The 17,497-nt window shown below is 66.5% G+C and carries 14 protein-coding genes; 5 read left to right on the top strand and 9 right to left on the bottom strand.

All coding sequences use genetic code 11. The annotated features are described in order from the left end of the window. Positions 1 to 35 precede the first annotated feature (35 nt). Together CKO33_RS01940 and CKO33_RS01935 are read right to left on the bottom strand one after the other, a co-directional pair. The gene (locus tag CKO33_RS01940; protein ID WP_200178803.1) at positions 36 to 791 is read right to left on the bottom strand and encodes an MlaA family lipoprotein; all 756 of its coding nucleotides are present in this window, start codon (positions 789 to 791) and stop codon (positions 36 to 38) included. Positions 792 to 847: 56 nt separating this feature from the next. Then, positions 848 to 2,062, bottom strand: a complete 1,215-nt coding sequence (locus CKO33_RS01935; protein WP_200178801.1) for an argininosuccinate synthase — start codon at positions 2,060 to 2,062, stop codon at positions 848 to 850. Between the two features lie 177 nt (positions 2,063 to 2,239). Between CKO33_RS01935 and CKO33_RS01930 the strand changes: the two genes are divergently transcribed. After that, positions 2,240 to 2,719: a hypothetical protein gene (locus CKO33_RS01930; RefSeq protein ID WP_200178799.1), complete on the top strand. Its 480-nt coding sequence runs from the start codon at positions 2,240 to 2,242 to the stop codon at positions 2,717 to 2,719. A 6-nt stretch (positions 2,720 to 2,725) separates the two neighbouring features. Here CKO33_RS01930 and CKO33_RS01925 read toward each other — a convergent pair whose 3' ends face one another. Genes CKO33_RS01925 through aceE form a run of 4 tightly spaced genes read right to left on the bottom strand, consistent with a single transcriptional unit; the run spans position 2,726 to position 9,572 of the window. Further along, positions 2,726 to 3,580 carry a MotY family protein gene (locus tag CKO33_RS01925; RefSeq protein ID WP_200178797.1) on the bottom strand — a complete coding sequence of 285 codons (855 nt, stop codon included), beginning with the start codon at positions 3,578 to 3,580 and terminating at the stop codon, positions 2,726 to 2,728. A 54-nt stretch (positions 3,581 to 3,634) separates the two neighbouring features. Beyond that, complete coding sequence (lpdA, locus tag CKO33_RS01920) at positions 3,635 to 5,428, bottom strand: dihydrolipoyl dehydrogenase (protein ID WP_200178795.1); 1,794 nt, start codon at positions 5,426 to 5,428, stop codon at positions 3,635 to 3,637. 54 nt (positions 5,429 to 5,482) lie between these two features. After that, positions 5,483 to 6,850: a dihydrolipoyllysine-residue acetyltransferase gene (gene aceF, locus CKO33_RS01915; protein WP_200178793.1), complete on the bottom strand. Its 1,368-nt coding sequence runs from the start codon at positions 6,848 to 6,850 to the stop codon at positions 5,483 to 5,485. A 58-nt stretch (positions 6,851 to 6,908) separates the two neighbouring features. Continuing rightward, positions 6,909 to 9,572 carry a pyruvate dehydrogenase (acetyl-transferring), homodimeric type gene (gene aceE, locus CKO33_RS01910; protein ID WP_200178791.1) on the bottom strand — a complete coding sequence of 888 codons (2,664 nt, stop codon included), beginning with the start codon at positions 9,570 to 9,572 and terminating at the stop codon, positions 6,909 to 6,911. Positions 9,573 to 9,812: 240 nt separating this feature from the next. Between aceE and pyrC the strand changes: the two genes are divergently transcribed. The 3 genes from pyrC to CKO33_RS01895 are packed head-to-tail and all read left to right on the top strand — an operon-like array spanning position 9,813 to position 12,561. Beyond that, positions 9,813 to 10,856: a dihydroorotase gene (gene pyrC, locus CKO33_RS01905; RefSeq protein WP_207146414.1), complete on the top strand. Its 1,044-nt coding sequence runs from the start codon at positions 9,813 to 9,815 to the stop codon at positions 10,854 to 10,856. 60 nt (positions 10,857 to 10,916) lie between these two features. Continuing rightward, the gene (gene rnt / locus CKO33_RS01900; protein WP_200178789.1) at positions 10,917 to 11,564 is read left to right on the top strand and encodes a ribonuclease T; all 648 of its coding nucleotides are present in this window, start codon (positions 10,917 to 10,919) and stop codon (positions 11,562 to 11,564) included. Positions 11,565 to 11,607: 43 nt separating this feature from the next. Next, positions 11,608 to 12,561: a diguanylate cyclase gene (locus CKO33_RS01895; protein WP_200178787.1), complete on the top strand. Its 954-nt coding sequence runs from the start codon at positions 11,608 to 11,610 to the stop codon at positions 12,559 to 12,561. Between the two features lie 5 nt (positions 12,562 to 12,566). On the opposite strand, the gene CKO33_RS01890 is transcribed toward CKO33_RS01895, so the two are convergent. From CKO33_RS01890 to CKO33_RS01880, 3 genes are all read right to left on the bottom strand, one after another. After that, a complete protein-coding gene (locus CKO33_RS01890) occupies positions 12,567 to 13,109 on the bottom strand; it encodes a GNAT family N-acetyltransferase (protein WP_200178780.1) in 543 nt (180 codons plus the stop codon). Beyond that, entirely contained in the window at positions 13,109 to 13,423 is a 315-nt protein-coding gene (locus CKO33_RS01885) for a type II toxin-antitoxin system TacA family antitoxin (protein WP_200178778.1), read from the bottom strand. The genes CKO33_RS01890 and CKO33_RS01885 overlap by 1 nt, the downstream gene beginning before the upstream one ends. Before the next feature lie 165 nt (positions 13,424 to 13,588). Continuing rightward, entirely contained in the window at positions 13,589 to 15,361 is a 1,773-nt protein-coding gene (locus CKO33_RS01880; RefSeq protein ID WP_200178776.1) for an N-acetylglutaminylglutamine amidotransferase, read from the bottom strand. Positions 15,362 to 15,880: 519 nt separating this feature from the next. Here CKO33_RS01880 and cas4g/cas1g point away from each other — a divergent pair. Continuing rightward, positions 15,881 to 17,431 (top strand): CRISPR-associated endonuclease Cas4g/Cas1g, encoded by a 1,551-nt coding sequence (gene cas4g/cas1g, locus CKO33_RS01875; RefSeq protein ID WP_200178774.1) that lies wholly within the window; start codon positions 15,881 to 15,883, stop codon positions 17,429 to 17,431. Positions 17,432 to 17,497: the final 66 nt, after the last annotated feature.

The following is a 17,497-nucleotide window of genomic DNA, read 5'->3' as shown; positions in this document are numbered from 1 at the left end:
GGCCGCCTCCAGGCATCCGGGCCATGTGTTGCTGGCTATTCCTCATCCCAGGCTTCCAGCTCGCGCAGCAGGTCATAGTCCGACTCCGATGGGGCCCCGTCCCGCACCTGATAGTCCCGTCGCTCCAGATAGGCGTTGCGGATGGCCGCGTAGCGGTCCCCGCCGACCCCCTCCAGGCTGCGCTCCACCGACAGCAGGTCCGCACGCCGATCCACCAGGCCCAGCGCCGTGAGGGCCTCCTGGTCGGGATGCTCGTGGTAGGTGTAGAGGGGATGGACGCGCCCGTCCACCAGTTCGGCCGGGGCGTCGCGCAGGGTGCCGGGCCCCCGGAAGGGCACCACCAGATAGGGACCGGAGGGCACCCCCCAGCGTCCCAGGGTCTGGCCGAAATCCTCGTTGTTCTTGTCCAGGCCCATGGGGCTGGCCACGTCCAGCAGTCCGAAGAGGCCGAAGCTGGTGTTCATGATCAGCCGCGTCAGATCCACCGCCGCCTCGTGGAACTTCCCCTGCAGGGCATCGTTGGCCAGGATGCCCACATCCCCCAGGTTGGAGAAGAAGTTGCCCACCGAGGTGCGCACCGGCTCCGGGGTGTAGCGCTCGTAGCCCTGGGCCACGGGTTTGAGCACGGCCCGGTCCACGGTATCGTTGAACTGGAACATGGCCCGGTTGTACCCCTCCCAGGGGTCCCGCGGATCGCGGGAGGCCTCGGGCACGCTGGCGCAGCCCGCCAGGCAGAGCAGCGCAACGCCCGCCAGCAGGCCCCTGGATCGTCCACAATGGGATGAGGGCATGAAGCGTCCTCGTGTCTTGTCCGTTCCCTGCGCCGGGGGCAAGCCCCCGGGAAGGCTCAATCGCCCCGCCGGGCGCCGATGCGCAGGCGCAGGGCGTTGAGCTTGATGAAGCCCTCGGCGTCCTTCTGGTCGTAGGCCCCGGCATCGTCCTCGAAGGTGGCGATATGGGGATCGAACAGGGTATCGGCCTCGGACTTGCGCCCCACCACGGTGACATTGCCCTTGTACAGCTTGAGGCGCACCACGCCGTTGACATGGGCCTGGGAGGCGTCGATCAGGGCCTGCAGCATGCGCCGCTCGGGGCTCCACCAGTAGCCGTTGTAGATGAGGCTGGCATAACGGGGCATGAGCTCATCCTTGAGATGGGCCGCCTCCCGGTCCAGGGTGATGGACTCGATGGCCCGATGGGCGCGCAGCAGGATGCTGCCCCCGGGGGTCTCATAGCAGCCCCGGGACTTCATGCCCACGTAGCGGTTCTCCACCAGATCGAGACGGCCGATGCCATGGGCCCCGCCCACCTGGTTCAGCCGCGACAGCAGGGTGGCCGGGCTCAGGCGTTCGTCGTTGATGGCCACGGGATCGCCGTTCTCGAAACGGATCTCCAGGTACTCCGGACGGTCCGGTGCCGCCTCCGGCGACACGGTCCAGCGCCACATGTCCTCCTCCGCCTCGAACCAGGGATCCTCCAGCTGGTTGCCCTCGTAGGAGATATGCAGCAGGTTGGCGTCCATGGAGTACGGGGACTGGCTGCCGCGCTTCATCTCCACGGGGATACCGTGCTTCTCGGCGTAGGCCAGGAGTTTTTCCCGGGAGTTGAGATCCCATTCGCGCCAGGGGGCGATGACCCGGATGCCCGGCTTGAGGGCATAGGCCCCCAGCTCGAAGCGCACCTGGTCATTGCCCTTGCCGGTGGCCCCGTGGGAGACGGCGTCGGCGCCGGTCTCATGGGCGATCTCCACCAGACGCTTGGCGATGAGGGGGCGGGCGATGGAGGTGCCCAGCAGGTACTCCCCCTCGTAGACGGTGTTGGCGCGGAACATGGGGAAGACGAAATCCCGGGCGAATTCCTCCCGCAGGTCCTCGATGTAGATCTCCTTCACCCCCAGGGCCTGGGCCTTGGCCCGGGCCGGTTCCACCTCCTCCCCCTGGCCGATGTCGGCGGTGAAGGTGACCACCTCGCAGCCGTAGGTCTCCTCCAGCCACTTGAGGATGACCGACGTATCCAGCCCGCCGGAATAGGCGAGCACGACCTTGTTCACATCACTGGCCATGTAAAGGCAACCCCTGGTAGAGATAAGGAATGATCCGGACCGGACAGTATAGCGAAAAGCGGCGCTTTTCCGGAACAAGACCACGCCCGGGCCGTCTCATCCCGGGCGGGAGGCGCTTGGGCCCGGCCCATGGGCCCGCTAGAATGCGATTGAATCACCTGCCGTGAGAGTGGACCCATGGCCCTGGCCCAGGAAGACATCGAATTCATCAAGTCCCATCTGGGGGAATGGCTGGCCGAGCAGAGCCTGGGCAAGCCCCCGGCGGTCTACGAGTTGGAACTGCGCGAACGCATGGTGCGCGTGGAGGAGGAACTGAAGCACCAGCGGGAACTGATGTACCAGGGGTTCCAGCAGATGGAGAAGCGCTTTGAGCAGGTGGATCAGCGCTTCGAACAGATGGAGAAACGTTTTCAACAGATCGATCAGCGCTTCGAACAGGTGGAGCGGCGCTTCGAGCAGGTGGAACAGCACTTTGAACAGGTGGAGAGGCGCTTCGAGCAGGTGGAGCGGCGCTTCGAACAGGTGGACAGGCGTTTTGAACGGGTGGACCAGCGCTTCGACGAGATGCTGCGCCGCCATGACCGCCAGTTCCTCTGGCTGGTGGGCTTCATCGTCACCTGCACCGGCCTGCTGTTCGCGGGGCTGCGCCTGTTCTGATCCTGCTCACCCCCCGGGCAGGGTCCACCACAGGTCCACCCGCCGGCTGCGGGCCCAGGCCTCCTCCTCCGAGGCCGCCTCCAGGGGCCAGGACTCGCCGAAGACCCGCATCTCCATGCGCCCGGGGTCCACGCCCTGGTCCGCCAGCCAGTCCCGCACGGCGGCCGCCCGTTCCCGGGAGAGGTCCCGGTTGTAATCCATCTCCCCCTGGGCATCGGCATGCCCACCCAGCACCAGACGGGTGCGGGGATTCTCCCGCAGCCGCTGCAGCGCCTGTTCCAGGGTGGGCCGGGCCGTCTCCCGCAGCCGGGCCTCGTCGAAGTCGAACTGCACCCGCCAGTGACGGATCACGGGGAAATCGATGCGGGCGGGGCGATCCAGGCAGGGGCGGAAATCCGCCAGCACCTGACGGAAACGGGAGGGGGAAAGGGTGATCCGCACCGCCTCGTTCCCCCCTGCCGCATGTTCCAGGCGCACCTCGTGGCCGGTCTCCAGGGCATAGAAGACCTCCAGGGCCCGCTCCCGCCCCAGCACGGTCAGCACCTCCCCCGCCAGCAGCGGCACCACCCCCAGATCCCGCCGCGAGAGATCGTGGCGCCAGGCCGGCGGGTGCACGGCCATGCGCCCCTTCCCGGGTGCGGCCAGGGGGCGTACCGGGTGAACCTCCAACTGCAGGTCCCGGTCCTTGCCCACGGTGAAGCGCACCTCGCCGTAGCGGGGGATGGACTGGCGCAGGACACAATCGTCCCCCTCCTGCTCGAAGGACCACAGGGTCTCGGAGAGGCGCGGTGTATAGTCCACGGCGCCACAGGGGGCGGACGCCAGGCCCAGGAGCATGCCGATGAGAAGGAAGCGTTTCATGCCCTGATCTATCGGCCGCCGGGCCGGATCATTGAGCCCGGCGGCCTGCGGCGCCTATTTCCCCCGGGGCGGGAGGATGTCGGTGATCGAGCCGTGGGCCATCTCGGCGGCGAAGCAGAGGGTCTCCGACAGGGTGGGATGGGGATGCACCGTCAGGGCCAGGTCCTCCACGTCCGCCCCCATCTCCAGGGCCAGCAGGGCCTCCCCCAGGAGCTCCCCGGCGTTGGGGCCGGTGATGCCGGCACCGATGACCCGCTGCTGCTCGTCCAGCAGCAGCTTGGTGAGGCCGCTCTCCCCGCCCAGGCTCAGGGCACGTCCGCTGGCGGCCCAGGGGAAGGTGGCCTTGGTGTAGGGGATGCCCTCCTTCTTCGCCCGGGTCTCGGTGAGCCCCATCCAGGCCACCTCCGGGTGGGTGTAGGCCACGCTGGGGATGGCCCGGGCGTCGAAATGGGCCTTGTGCCCCGCCGCCGCCTCGGCGGCCACCTTGGCCTCGTGGGTGGCCTTGTGGGCCAGCATGGGGCCGCCCACCACGTCCCCGATGGCAAAGATGTGGGGGACCTGGGTGCGCATCTGCCCGTCGGTCTGGATGAAGCCGTGTTCATCCACGGCCACGCCGGCGGTCTCCGCCTGGATCTGCCCGCCGTTGGGCAGACGCCCCACGGACACCAGCACCCGGTCGAAGGTGTCCTCCGCCGGGGCCCTGCCCCCCTCGAAGTGCACGCGGATACCGGCATCGGTGGCCTCGGCCCCGGTGACGCGGGTGCCGGTGTACACGGCCTCGTACCGCCCGCGGATGCGTTTCTCCAGGGGCTTGACCAGATCCCGGTCCGCACCGGGCATGAGGTCGTCGGAGAGTTCGCACACGGTCACCTTCGAGCCCAGGGCGTCGTAGACACAGGCCATCTCCAGGCCGATGATGCCGCCGCCCACCACCAGCATCCGCCCGGGGATGTCCCGCAGGGCCAGGGCGCCGGTGGAGTCCATCACCCGCTCGTCGTCCCAGGGGAAGGCGGGCAGGTGCACGGGGCGGGAACCTACGGCAATGATGGCCTGCTCGAAGGCGATGGTCTGCTCCTCCGCCTCGCCCCGCACCGCCAGGGTATTGGGGGAGGTGAAGCGCCCCACCCCCTGCACCACCCGCACCTTGCGCTGCTTGGCCAGGTGCTTCAGGCCCGAGGTGAGCTTGCGCACCACCCCATCCTTATAGCCGTTGAGCTTGTCCAGGTCGATCTGCGGCGCGCCGAAACGGATGCCGTGGCGCTCGAAGGACTGGGCCTCGTCGATCACCTGGGCGGCGTGCAGCAGGGCCTTGGAGGGGATGCAGCCCACGTTGAGGCAGACGCCGCCGATCACCGGATAGCGCTCCACCAGGATCACATCCATCCCCAGGTCGGCGGCGCGAAAGGCGGCGGTGTATCCCCCCGGGCCGGAACCCAGCACCAGCACCTGGCAGCGCAGATCCGCCTCACCGGCGGGAGGCGCGGCGGGGGCGGGACGGCGATCGTCCGAGGCCTGTGCCCCGGAATCCTCCGGTTGGGCCTTGGCCGCGGCGGGGGCTTCCTCCCGGGCGGTGGGGCCCTCCGCAGGACCCGCCGTGCCGCCCTCCTCTTCCGCCTCCAGATCCAGGATGGCGCTGCCCTGGGACACCTTGTCCCCCACCTTCAGGTGCAGGGCCTTCACCGTACCGGCCCGGGGGGCCGGGATCTCCATGGAGGCCTTGTCCGATTCCAGGCTGATGAGGGGATCCTCCGGCTGCACCGTATCCCCCGGCGCCACCAGGACCTCGATGACCTCCACGTCCTTGAAATCGCCGATGTCGGGGACCGGGATGGTGTGCAGCTTGGGCATGGATCGCTTTCCTCTGGTTGAGTCGGGACAATGGGCATCCGCCGCGGGGGCAGTCTACAACAGCATGCGCCGCATATCGGACAACAGGCCGCTGAGATGGTCGGTGAACCGGGCCCCCAGGGCGCCGTCGATGACGCGGTGGTCGTAGGACAGGGCCAGGGGCAGCATCAGGCGCGGCACGAAGGTCTCCGACTGGGCGTCCCACACCGGCTGCATGCGGGCCCGGGAGACCCCCAGGATGGCCACCTCCGGGGCGTTGACGATGGGGGTGAACTGGGTGCCGCCGATCCCCCCCAGGCTGGTGATGGTGAAACAGCCCCCTTCCATATCCGCCGTCTTCAGGCGCCGGTCCCGGGCCCGCTGGGACACCTCGGCGGCCTCCCGGGCCAGTTCCACCAGGCTCTTGCGGTCCACGTCCCGGATCACCGGCACCACCAGGCCGTCCGGGGTGTCCACGGCGATGCCCAGGTGATAGTACTGCTTCAGGATCAGGTGCTCACCGGCGGCATCCAGGGAGGCGTTCACCCGGGGATGGGCCTTCAGCGCCGAGACCACCGCCTTCATGAGAAAGGCCAGGAAGGTGATCTTGACCCCCTGCTCCTGATACTCCTTTGCCAGGGAGCGGCGGAAGGCATCCAGCTCGGTGATGTCCGCCTCGTCGAACTGGGTGACATGGGGGACGGTCACCCAGTTGCGGTGCAGGTTCTGGCCGGTGAGTCGGTTGATCTTCGTGAGGGGTTGGGTCTCCACCGGACCGAAACGGGCAAAGTCCACCTCCGGCGCCGGGGCCACCCCGAGCCCCCCCGCGCTGCCCCGGGCCAGGGTCTGCTTGACGAAGCCCTGCACGTCCTCCTTGAGGATGCGTCCCTTGCGGCCGCTGCCCTGCACCTGCCCCAGGTCCACCCCCAGTTCCCGGGCGAAGCGGCGTACCGCCGGGGAGGCGTGGGCCTTGCGAAAGCCGGCCTCGTCCACCATCCCCGCCGTGGGGGAGGGCCGGGGCCCGGGGGCCGCCTGCCCCCCGGCGGCGGGGCCGGGTGCCCCCGCCGCAGCGGGGGCACCCTGGGCAGCCGTGCCCGCCTCCTTCGCCTCCCCCCCGGCTGCGGCGGGCCCGGCCTCCGTGGTCCGCTCCGGAGCCTCCCGGGGGGGCTGCGGAGTGGCGGCGGCCTCCTCCCCGCCGCCGGCCTCGGCCTCCAGATCCAGCACGGGGGAACCCTCCGACACCCGGTCCCCCGGTTTCACCTTCATACCCACCACCCGGCCGGCCCGGGGCGCCGGGATGTCGATGGAGGCCTTGTCCGACTCCAGGGTGATCAGGGGATCCTCCGGCTGGACGGAATCCCCCTCGCCCACCAGCACCTCGATGATCTCCACATCCTTGAAGTCCCCGATATCGGGGACCTTCACTTCAACCACGCTGCCCATCACGCCACTCCTGTCTGAGATTGGGAACCCACCACGGGGACCTTGCACGCCCCGCGCCTCAGGCGCGCAGGGGATTGGGCTTGTCGGGATCGATGCCGTACTTGCGGATCGCGTCGCTCACCCGGGCGGCGGGCAGGGCCCCCTCGTCGGCCAGGGCCTTGAGGGCCGCCACGGCCACGTAGTGCCGGTCCATCTCGAAATGACGGCGCAGCCGGGCGCGCAGGTCGCTGCGGCCGAAGCCGTCGGTCCCCAGCACGGTGTAGCGGCCGGGCACCCAGGCACGGATCTGGTCGGGATAGGCCTTGACGTAGTCGGTGGCCGCCACCACGGGGCCGGAGGCATCCGCCAGGCAGCGGCCCACCCAGGACTGGCGCGGGGATTCTTCCGGATGCAGCAGGTTCCAGCGCTCCACGTCGCGACCGTCCCGGGCCAGCTCGTTGAAGCTGGTGGCGCTCCACAGGTCGGCCTGCACGCCGAAGTCCTCCCGCAGCAGGTCGGCGGCGGCCATCACCTCCCGCAGGATGCTGCCCGAACCCATGAGCTGCACCCGGGGGCCGTCGCCCTCGGCGCGGGCCAGGCGGTAGAGGCCACGGCGGATACCCTCCTCCGTCCCCTCCGGCAGGGCCGGCTGGTGGTCGTTCTGGTTCATCACCGTGATGTAGTAGAAGACGTTCTCCTGCTCGGCATACATGCGCCGCAGACCGTCCTGCACGATCACCGCCAGCTCGTAGGCGAAGGCCGGGTCATAGCTGACGCAGTTGGGCACATTGGCCGCCATCATGGGGCTGTGACCGTCCTGGTGCTGCAGCCCCTCCCCCGCCAGGGTGGTGCGCCCGGCGGTGCCGCCGATGAGAAAGCCCCGGGCCTGCATGTCGCCGGCGGCCCAGATCAGGTCCCCCACCCGCTGGAAGCCGAACATGGAGTAGAAGATGTAGAAGGGCACCATGCTCACGCCGTGCACGCTGTAAGCGGTGGCGGCGGCCATCCAGGAGGCCATGGCCCCGGCCTCGTTGATACCCTCCTCCAGGATCTGGCCCTTCTTGTCCTCCTTGTAGAACATCACCTGGTCCTTGTCCTGGGGGGTGTAGAGCTGCCCCACGGAGGAGTAGATGCCCAGCTGGCGGAACAGACCCTCCATGCCGAAGGTGCGCGCCTCGTCGGGGACGATGGGCACCACGTGGCGGCCGATCTTCTTGTCCCGGGTGAGCTGAGTGAGCATGCGCACCATGGCCATGGTGGTGGACAGCTCCCGCTCGCCGGAGTCCTCCAGGGAGGCGGAGAAGAGGGACAGGTCCGGGATCTCCAGGGGGGCCACCGAGGACTTGCGCACCGGCAGATAGCCGCCCAGGGCCTTGCGGCGCTCGTGCATGTAGCGGATCTCGGGGGCGTCGTCCGCCGGGCGCACGTAGCGCATCTGCTCCACGTCCTCGTCCGACACGGGCACGTGGAAACGGTCGCGGAAGGCCTTGATCTCCTCCTGACCCATCTTCTTCTGCTGGTGGGCGCGCATCTGGCCCTCGCCGGCGGAACCCATGCCGTAGCCCTTCACCGTCTGCGCCAGGATCACCGTGGGCTGACCGCTGTGGTTCACCGCGGCCTGGTAGGCGGCATAGACCTTGTAGGGATCGTGGCCTCCACGGTTCAGACGCCAGATATCCGAATCGGACATGTTGGCCACCATGGCCTTGAGCTCGGGGTACTTGCCGAAGAAATGCTCGCGCACATAGGCCCCGTCCTTGGACTTGTAGTTCTGGTAGTCGCCATCCACGGCCTCCATCATGCGCTGCGTGAGCAGGCCCCTGGTGTCCTTGGCGAACAGCGGATCCCAGTAGCTGCCCCAGAGCACCTTGATGACGTTCCACCCCGCCCCGCGGAAGGTGGCCTCCAGTTCCTGCACGATCTTGCCGTTGCCACGCACGGGACCATCCAGGCGCTGCAGGTTGCAGTTGACCACGAAGATGAGGTTGTCCAGACGCTCCTGGGCGGCCAGGCCGATGGCCCCCATGGCCTCCGGCTCGTCGGTCTCCCCGTCCCCCAGCAGGCACCACACCTTGCGGTCACGGCTGGAGGCCAGCTCCCGGTCGTTCATGTACTTCATGAAGCGGGCCTGCATGATGGCCTGCATGGGCCCGAGCCCCATGCTCACGGTGGGGAACTGCCAGTAGTCGGGCATGAGCCAGGGATGGGGATAGGAGGACAGCCCCTTGCCCTCCACCTCCTGGCGGAAGTGGTCCAGCTGCTCCTCGCTGAGGCGCCCCTCCAGGAAGGAGCGGGCATAGATGCCGGGGGCCGAATGCCCCTGGATGAACACCAGGTCGCCGCCGTGCTCATGGGTGGGGGCGCGCCAGAAGTGGTTGAAGCCCACGTCGTAGAGGGTGGCGGCGGAGGCGAAGCTGGCGATATGTCCGCCCAGTTCGGTGCTGATACGGTTGGCCTTGACCACCATCATCAGGGCGTTCCAGCGGATATAGGCGCGGATGCGGTGCTCCAGCTCCGCGTTGCCCGGGTATTCCGGCTCCAGGTGGGGCGGGATGGTGTTCACATAGGCCGTATGGGCGGAATACGGCAGAAAGGCGCCGGAACGGCGGGCCTGGTCCACCAGGCGCTCCAGCAGGTAATGGGCCCGCTCGGGCCCGTCGGCCTGGATCACCGCCTCCAGGGCATCCAGCCATTCCTGCGTCTCCTGCGCGTCCAGGTCCTGAGGCAATGCCTGCGCATTCATGTTGTACTCTCCATCCGTCATCCCCCGTAGCGAACACCCGGGATCTCCCGCCCCGGGGGGCGATGGATCACGGAAAGGGGGGAGTGGCTGCTATGATGCCTGTTGTTATAGGTGTCGGGCCGCAAGGCGGCGCGGCGGTATATTCAGACTTTTGCGCGGGCAGGTCAAGAAAGTGGATGCAGCCGTTTCATGCTTCGCTGCAACACGCCAGGTCCCCGTTTTTCATGGGAAATTCGCACGATGACGACAATTCAGGAATTGCATATCCGGCGCCCGGACGACTGGCATCTCCATGTGCGCGACGGCGACGGATTGAAGTGTGCAGTGCCGCATTCCGCGCGGCGTTTCGCGCGCGCGGTGATCATGCCCAACCTCAAGCCGCCGGTGGTGAATGTGGCCCAGGCCGCCGCCTACCGCGACCGCATCCTGGCGGCCGTGCCGGAGGGGGTAGCGTTCGATCCATTGATGACAATCTATCTCACCGATGACACCACCCCCGACGACATCCGGGCGGTGGCCGAGAGCGGTTTCATGCTCGGCGCCAAGCTCTATCCCGCCGGGGCCACCACCCATTCCGACGCCGGCGTCACCGACATCCGCCACATCGATGCGGTGCTCCAGGCCATGCAGGACCTGGGGGTACCGCTCATGGTGCACGGGGAGGTGACCGGCCCGGAGGTGGATCTGTTCGACCGCGAGGCCCGCTTCATCGAGCAGGTGCTGACGCCGCTGGTGGAGCGCTTCCCCGCCCTCAAGGTGGTATTGGAGCACGTCACCACGGCCGAGGCCGTGGCCTTCGTGCGCCAGGCCCCGGAGACGGTGGCCGCCACGGTCACCCCGCAGCACATCCTCATGAACCGCAACGCCCTCTTCCAGGGCGGCATGCGCCCCCATCATTTCTGCCTGCCCGTGCTCAAGCGGGAGGAACACCGGGCGGCCATCCTGGAGACCCTGGCGGAGGGCCACCCCCGCTTCTTCCTGGGCACGGACAGCGCGCCCCATCCCCGGGGCGCCAAGGAAAGCGCCTGCGGCTGCGCCGGCATCTACAGCGCCCCGGCGGCCATCGAGCTCTATGCCGAGGCCTTCGAGCAGGCCGGGGCCCTGGATCGCCTGGAGGCCTTCGCCAGCGAGAACGGCCCCCGCTTCCACGGCCTGCCCCCCAACGAGGATTACATCACCCTGCGCCGCCAACCCTGGACGGTGCCCGAGGCCCTGCCCTTCGGCGAGGATACGGTGGTGCCCCTGCGGGCGGGGGAGGAACTCGCCTGGCGCCTGGTGGACTGAGGCCGCACTGAGGCCGGTTCAACGCCCCACCGCCGGCCCGGAACTGGTACCCTAGCGCCCATGAGTGAAGAACCCGATTTTTGCCCCATGGGCGACCGGTTCCGCGGCTTCCTGCCGGTGGTGGTGGACGTGGAGACCGGTGGCTTCAACCCCAAGACCGATGCCCTGCTGCAGATCGCGGCGGTGCTGCTGCGCATGGATCAGAACGGCGACCTGCACCGGGACCGCACCCTGTCCTTCCATGTACAGCCCTTCGAAGGGGCCCACATGGACCCCAAGTCCCTGGAGGTGACCGGCATCAACCCCTGGCACCCCCTGCGCATCGCCGTGCCGGAACAGGAGGCCCTGCAGGGCATCTTCCGGGAGGTGCGCCAGGAGGTGAAGCGCAACCGCTGCACCCGCGCCATCCTGGTGGGGCACAACGCCGGCTTCGACCTGGCCTTCGTCAACGCCACCGTCGAGCGGGCGCAGATCAAGCGCAACCCCTTCCACCCCTTCAGCAACCTGGACACGGTGACCCTCTCGGCCATGGCCTACGGCCAGACCGTCCTCGCCCGGGCGGCCCGGGAGGCGGGCCTGGCCTGGGACAACGCCGAGGCCCATTCGGCCACCTACGACGCCGAGAAGACGGCGGACATCTTCTGCGACGTGATGAACCGCTGGAACCGGCACACCGCGGCGGAAACCGAAACCATGGACAAGGCCTGAGGGGTCGCCTATAAGGGCCTATCCCCCACCACCACGACCATTCATGACCCCTCCCCCCCTCTCCATCCTCATCGTGGACGACATGCAGTACAGCCGCATGGTGTTGAAGAACACCCTGGAGCGGCTGGGCTACGAGGACGTGCGCCTGGCGGGCTCCGCCGCCCGGGCCCTGGAATCCCTGGAGGAACGCCAGGCGGACGTGGTGCTGGCGGACTGGGTGATGCCGCAGATGAGCGGTCTGGAACTGGTGCAGGCCATCCGCGCCATGGACGAGGACCGGCCCCGTTACACCGCCATCATCCTGTTCACCGCCAAGGAAGGGAATGACCCCATGCTGGAGGCCTTCCACCAGGGGGTGGACGACTACCTCACCAAGCCCATCAACGACGTGCAACTGGCGGCCCGGGTGTATGCCGCCGGCCGCATCGCCACCCTGCACAACCGGCTCATGGAGACCTCCGCCGCCCTGGATGCGGCCAACCGCCACCTGGAACAACAGGCCATGGTGGACCCCATCACCGGCCTGGCCAACCTGCGGGCCCTGAACCAGCGCCTGGAGAACGTGCTCATGGAGACCCAGTCCCGCGGCGGCGCCCTGTGCCTGGCGGTGCTGGACCTGGACCACCTGGAACACGTCAACGCCCGCCACGGCCACGACCTGGGGGACGAGGTGCTCATGGGCCTGTCGCGGCGGCTGCGCCTGTGCGTCCGCCCCACGGACCTGGTGGCCCGCATCGGCGGGGACGAGTTCGCCCTGCTGCTGCAGGTGCATCCCCCCCACCACTTCAACCGCGACCTCTGCCGGCGCATCCACACGGGCATCGTGCGCGAGGGCATCCCCACCTCCGAGGGCAGCATCCCGCTGAGCGTCTCCATCGGCGCCCGCTTCCACACCCACGGCCAGTCCCTGTCCACGGTACACGGCCTGCTCTCCCTGGCCCAGGATAACCTGCGCCAGGCCAAGGCCGACGGTGGCAACCGGGTGGTGGCCAGTTGACGCGACTATTCCTGTATCAGGAGTTGGGCGATGGTATCCATCGGCAGGAACATGCGCAGCGGCTGTGAAGGCAGTGACTGAAAGCCAAAGCCGGCATAAAGCCGTTGTCGCCTTGCCACGGCTTTGGGGTTGCCGCAGTAGAGGATGTCCAACAGCACCATAGCGGTACCGACCCGATGGGAGGCCTGATAGGCCCCGGCCAAGGCGTCGACCAGGAGACGGCTGCCGATGCCCTGCCCCTGGACGTGCTCCGCGACACCGATCATGCCGATGAATGCCGCGGGCAGACTGCCGTCAGCCAGGGCGAAACGCCGATAGCGCTTCGGCAGGTCACCGCACTGCACGCTATGCGCGTTCATCGAATAGAAGCCGAGGATCTCCTCGGGGCGCTCTGGATCCACCATGACGAAGACCCGCGCCGTGCCTCCCTTCATCAGGCGATTGGCCGTCTTCTTCAGGAAACGGTCCACCTGAGGGACACCGGACGCAAAGGCCGCGCGATCGTGTTGGGCTTGATCCAGCGGCTCGATGACGACCGCAGAGGCCATCAACGCCGGTCCACCGTCTCCCTGTGGTGAGTGAAGGCTACGCGAAGCCGTTCGGTCGGTGCCGGCGGGTTCTCCAGGGCATCGAAAAAGGCCTGGTGGTCTTCGGCCGTCAGCCGGGTCACCTCATGGGCCTGGATGGTCGCCAGGGCGCGCTCGTAGGCCGCGGCCAGCACAAAGGACGACATGTCCTGTCCGGACAGCGCGGCGGCGCGCTCAATCGTCTGCTTGATGCGCGGCGCGGTACGGAAGGCAAAGCGCTCGGTATTGCGCTCACGACCATGATTTGCTTCATCGTGGGGGAAGGCAGTCGGCATGAGGGTCTCCTGAGAGCGGGTGTGGACCCGGTGGCGCCGCAGCGGAGCAAACTATGCTCTTACTGTACATCTATTATGCGTACATAACCACCACCACAAGGCAACACCCCCTAACGCGATGCCGGCAAGGTGGCTTGTCATTCTCCTCGCCCTGAAGTGCAACCATCAGATCCCCTGGCGCTGCAGCCAGAACTCCAGCAGGGCCAGATGCCAGAGCTTACTGCCCTGGATGCGGGTGAGATGCCGTTCCGGCTCGGCCAGCAGGGCCTCCACATACTCCCGGCGGTACAGCCCCCGCTCCCGGCAGGCCCGGGAATCCAGAATGTCCCGCATGAACTCCAGAAACGGCCCGCGCACATACTTTAAGGCCGGCAGCGGGAAATAGCCCTTGGGCCGGTCGATCACCGCATCCGGCACCAGCCCCCGGGCGATGCTTTTGAGCACCCCCTTGCCCCCCTGATCCAGCTTGAGTTCCGGGGGCATGCGCGCCGCCAGCTCCACCAGCTCATGGTCCAGGAAGGGCACCCGCGCCTCCAGCCCCCAGGCCATGGTCATGTTGTCCACCCGTTTCACCGGGTCGTCCACCACCAGGGTGGTCACATCCAGGCGCAGCACGGCATCCAGGAAGGTATCCGCCCCGGATTCCTCCAGGGCCGAGGCGATGAAGGCGCCGGTATAATCCTCCCCGGCCCATTCCGGGGACAGCATGCGGGCGAATTCCTCGTGATCCCGGTCGAAATAGTGCTTGCGGAAACGCTCCAGCGGCGAACCCCCGGTCTCCGCCGCCATGCGCGGATACCAGAAGTAGCCGGCGAAAACCTCGTCCGCCCCCTGCCCCGACTGCACCACCTTCACATGCCGGGACACCTGCTCCGAGAGCAGGTAGAAGGCCACGGCATCCTGGGCCACCATGGGCTCGGCCATCTGATCCACCGCCTCGGGCAACCGCCCCAGCACCTGATCGTTGGGCACGTGGAAGCGATGATGGCGCGTGGCATAGCGCTCGGCCACCGGATCGGAATACTCGAACTCGCTCCCCTTCTCCTCCGGCTGATCCTCGAACCCCACGGTAAAGGTCTGCAGATCCCGCACCCCCGACTCCGCCAGCAGGGCCACCAGCAGGCTGGAATCCAGCCCGCCGGAGAGCAGCACCCCCACGGGCACATCCGCAACCTGCAGGCGCCGTTCCACCGCCCGGCGCAGGGCATCGTGCACCGCCCGGGTCCATTCCCCGGCATCCAGGGGCGGCTGCGGCCGGGTGGCCTCCAGGTGCCAATAGCGCTCCATGCGGGTGCGCCCATCCCGCTCCACCGTCAGGGTATGGGCCGGTGGCAGCTTGCGCACCCCGCGCAGCACGGTGCGCGGCGCGGGCACCACCCCATGCAGGGTGAACTGGTGATGCAAGGCCACCGGGTCCAGTGTGGTGTCCACATCCCCCGCCGCCAGCAGGGCCTGGAGATTGGAGGCGAAGCGCAGCCGGCGGCCGCTCTGGCTGTAATAGAGCGGCTTGATGCCCATGCGGTCCCGGGCCATGAACAGCCGCCGCTCCTGCAGATCCCACACGGCGAAGGCGAACATGCCATGGAAGCGCCGCACACAGTCCGCCCCCCAGGCGTCATAGGCCTTGAGGATCACCTCCGTATCGCCGTTGGAAAAGAACCGGTAACGCCCCTCCAGCTCGGCCCGCAACTCCCGGAAGTTATAGAGGGTGCCATTGAACACCACCACCAGCCCCAGCTCCGGATCCACCATGGGCTGATGCGCCCGCTCCGAGAGATCCAGGATACTCAGCCGCCGGTGCCCGAAGGCCAGGGGGCCATCGGAATAAGTCCCCTCATGATCCGGCCCGCGCCGCTGCAACCGGTCCAGCATGGCCCGCACGGAGGTCAGATCCGGCCGGGTGTCATCGAAATACAGTTCGCCGCAGATGCCGCACATAAATGCCTGATCTCAGAATCAATATCAGAAAAATCCCCGCCCGCGGCGGGCCCGGTGAATCGAATTCCAGTGTAACAGGTTTGCCCAGAGCCCCTTATGGCCCATCGGGGTTCGCCCAATGGGCACCGAAGAACCCTCCGCTGGGAACGCCGGGCCCCAGCCCGGCTCGATCTAACGCATGGCACAGGAAACCATCCCCGGGAGCGCCAAGCCCCAGCTTGGCTCGATCCACCCCGCTAACCCATGACACGAGGGAATCTCACGATCCTCAGGAAGGCGTAACACCGACGCAATCAACATCGCCTCTCCCCCAGGGCAGAGGCAGGGGGAGCACAGGCCCCCACAGTTCCAGCGATGGGCTTTGAGGCAGTGACAGTGGCTTCAGGAGCAGTGTAACAACGTGCCCACAGAGATCTTCCGGACCGGACAGACTTGAAAAGTCGGTGGATATTGCCAAACTCTTTTGTGAGACCCATCACATCACAACCTCCACCGGTCATGCTCAAAAGGACATGAACCATGAAAGGGATCATCCAACCGGAACTCCCCCTACCCTTCCCTGAACTCAACGAAGATCAACCGCTGTTGCCAGCGCGAATGATCAATGAATATGAATATTGCCCACGGCTGGCCTACCTGGAATGGGTTCAAGGTGAGTGGTCTGATTCAGGAGACACCATCGAAGGCCGCCATGCACACCGCATAGTGGATCGCCCCAGCAAACCCTTGCCTCCACCTGACAATACCAGTGAGGCGCCGGAACCGATCCACTCCCGCTCCGTTACCCTTTCCTCCAACCGCCTGGGTCTCATCGCCCGCATGGATCTGGTGGAATCAGAAGGAGACTATGCCACCCCAGTGGACTACAAACGCGGCAAGCGGCCTCATGTGGAAAAAGGTGCCTATCTACCGGAACAAGTGCAACTCTGTGTCCAAGGAATGCTTTTAGAGGAGCATGGCTACCAAGTAGAGGCAGGTATGCTTTACTTTCATGGATCCCGTGAAAGGGTGCGCATCGCCTTTGATGAGGAATTACGTGATCGGACACGCTCAGCCATCCACGGATTAAGGGCCATGGCGGCCGGAGGACAGATTCCCGCACCACTGACAGACAGCCCCAAGTGCCCACGGTGCTCCCTGGTAACGATTTGCCTCCCGGATGAAATCAATAACTTAAAACGCATCCAGGAAAACACCCGCCCCCTGGCGGTAGGACGCGACGAGGCGATGCCCCTCTATGTTCAGGCCAATAAGGCATCTGTACGCAAGAAAGGTGACACGCTCCAAGTCCATATCGATGACCAACTCGCCAAGACCGCACGGCTAAGGGACATATCCCAAGTTGTACTCATGGGAAATGTATATCTTACCACACCCACGCTTCATGAACTCATGCGCCGAGAGATTCCTATTACCTGGCATTCTTACGGCGGCTGGTTCCTGGGGCATAGCACTGGGACAGGGCACAAGAATGTCGAACTACGCACAGCTCAATATCACACCAGCTTCAATACCCAGGGATGTCTTCACATAGCCCGCCGCATCATTGCCAACAAAATCACCAATTGCCGCACCCTCCTGATGCGCAACCTCAAGGACGAAACAGTTTCAGAAGAAGATCGGAACCTATTCGATGCACTACGCCAGGATGCACGCAAAGCCATGCGTGCAGAATCACTCGAGCAGCTATTAGGCATTGAAGGTACCGCAGCATCCCGATACTTCAGTGCTTTTCCACGCATGATCAAACCCAAGGACGATCGTTCCAGCCTGGAATTCAATTTCACCAAACGCAACCGCAGGCCACCCACTGACCCAGTAAATGCACTTCTTTCCTACGCTTATTCCGTACTCACCCGGAGCTGGCTCATCACTCTTTCCGCCGTCGGGCTTGACCCTTATCGTGGTTTCTACCACCAACCACGCTACGGGCGACCGGCCCTGGCTCTGGACATGATGGAACCATTCAGACCCCTGGTTGCGGATTCATCAGTTCTTACCGCAATCAATAAAGGCCTGAATTCAACCAATAACCGCAACGCCCCGTCATGCGGCGCGTTGCCGCTGTAAAGACCCCACCAGGACCTCGATCGGGGCCCGGTACCCGAGCCGCTTGCGAGGCCGAAGGTTGAGCCG

The sequence above is a fragment of the Ectothiorhodospira mobilis genome (assembly GCF_016584115.1).
Lineage (GTDB): Bacteria > Pseudomonadota > Gammaproteobacteria > Ectothiorhodospirales > Ectothiorhodospiraceae > Ectothiorhodospira > Ectothiorhodospira mobilis.
Note: the sequence above shows the minus strand (reverse complement) of the source record. Positions and strands in the feature narration are given on the sequence as shown.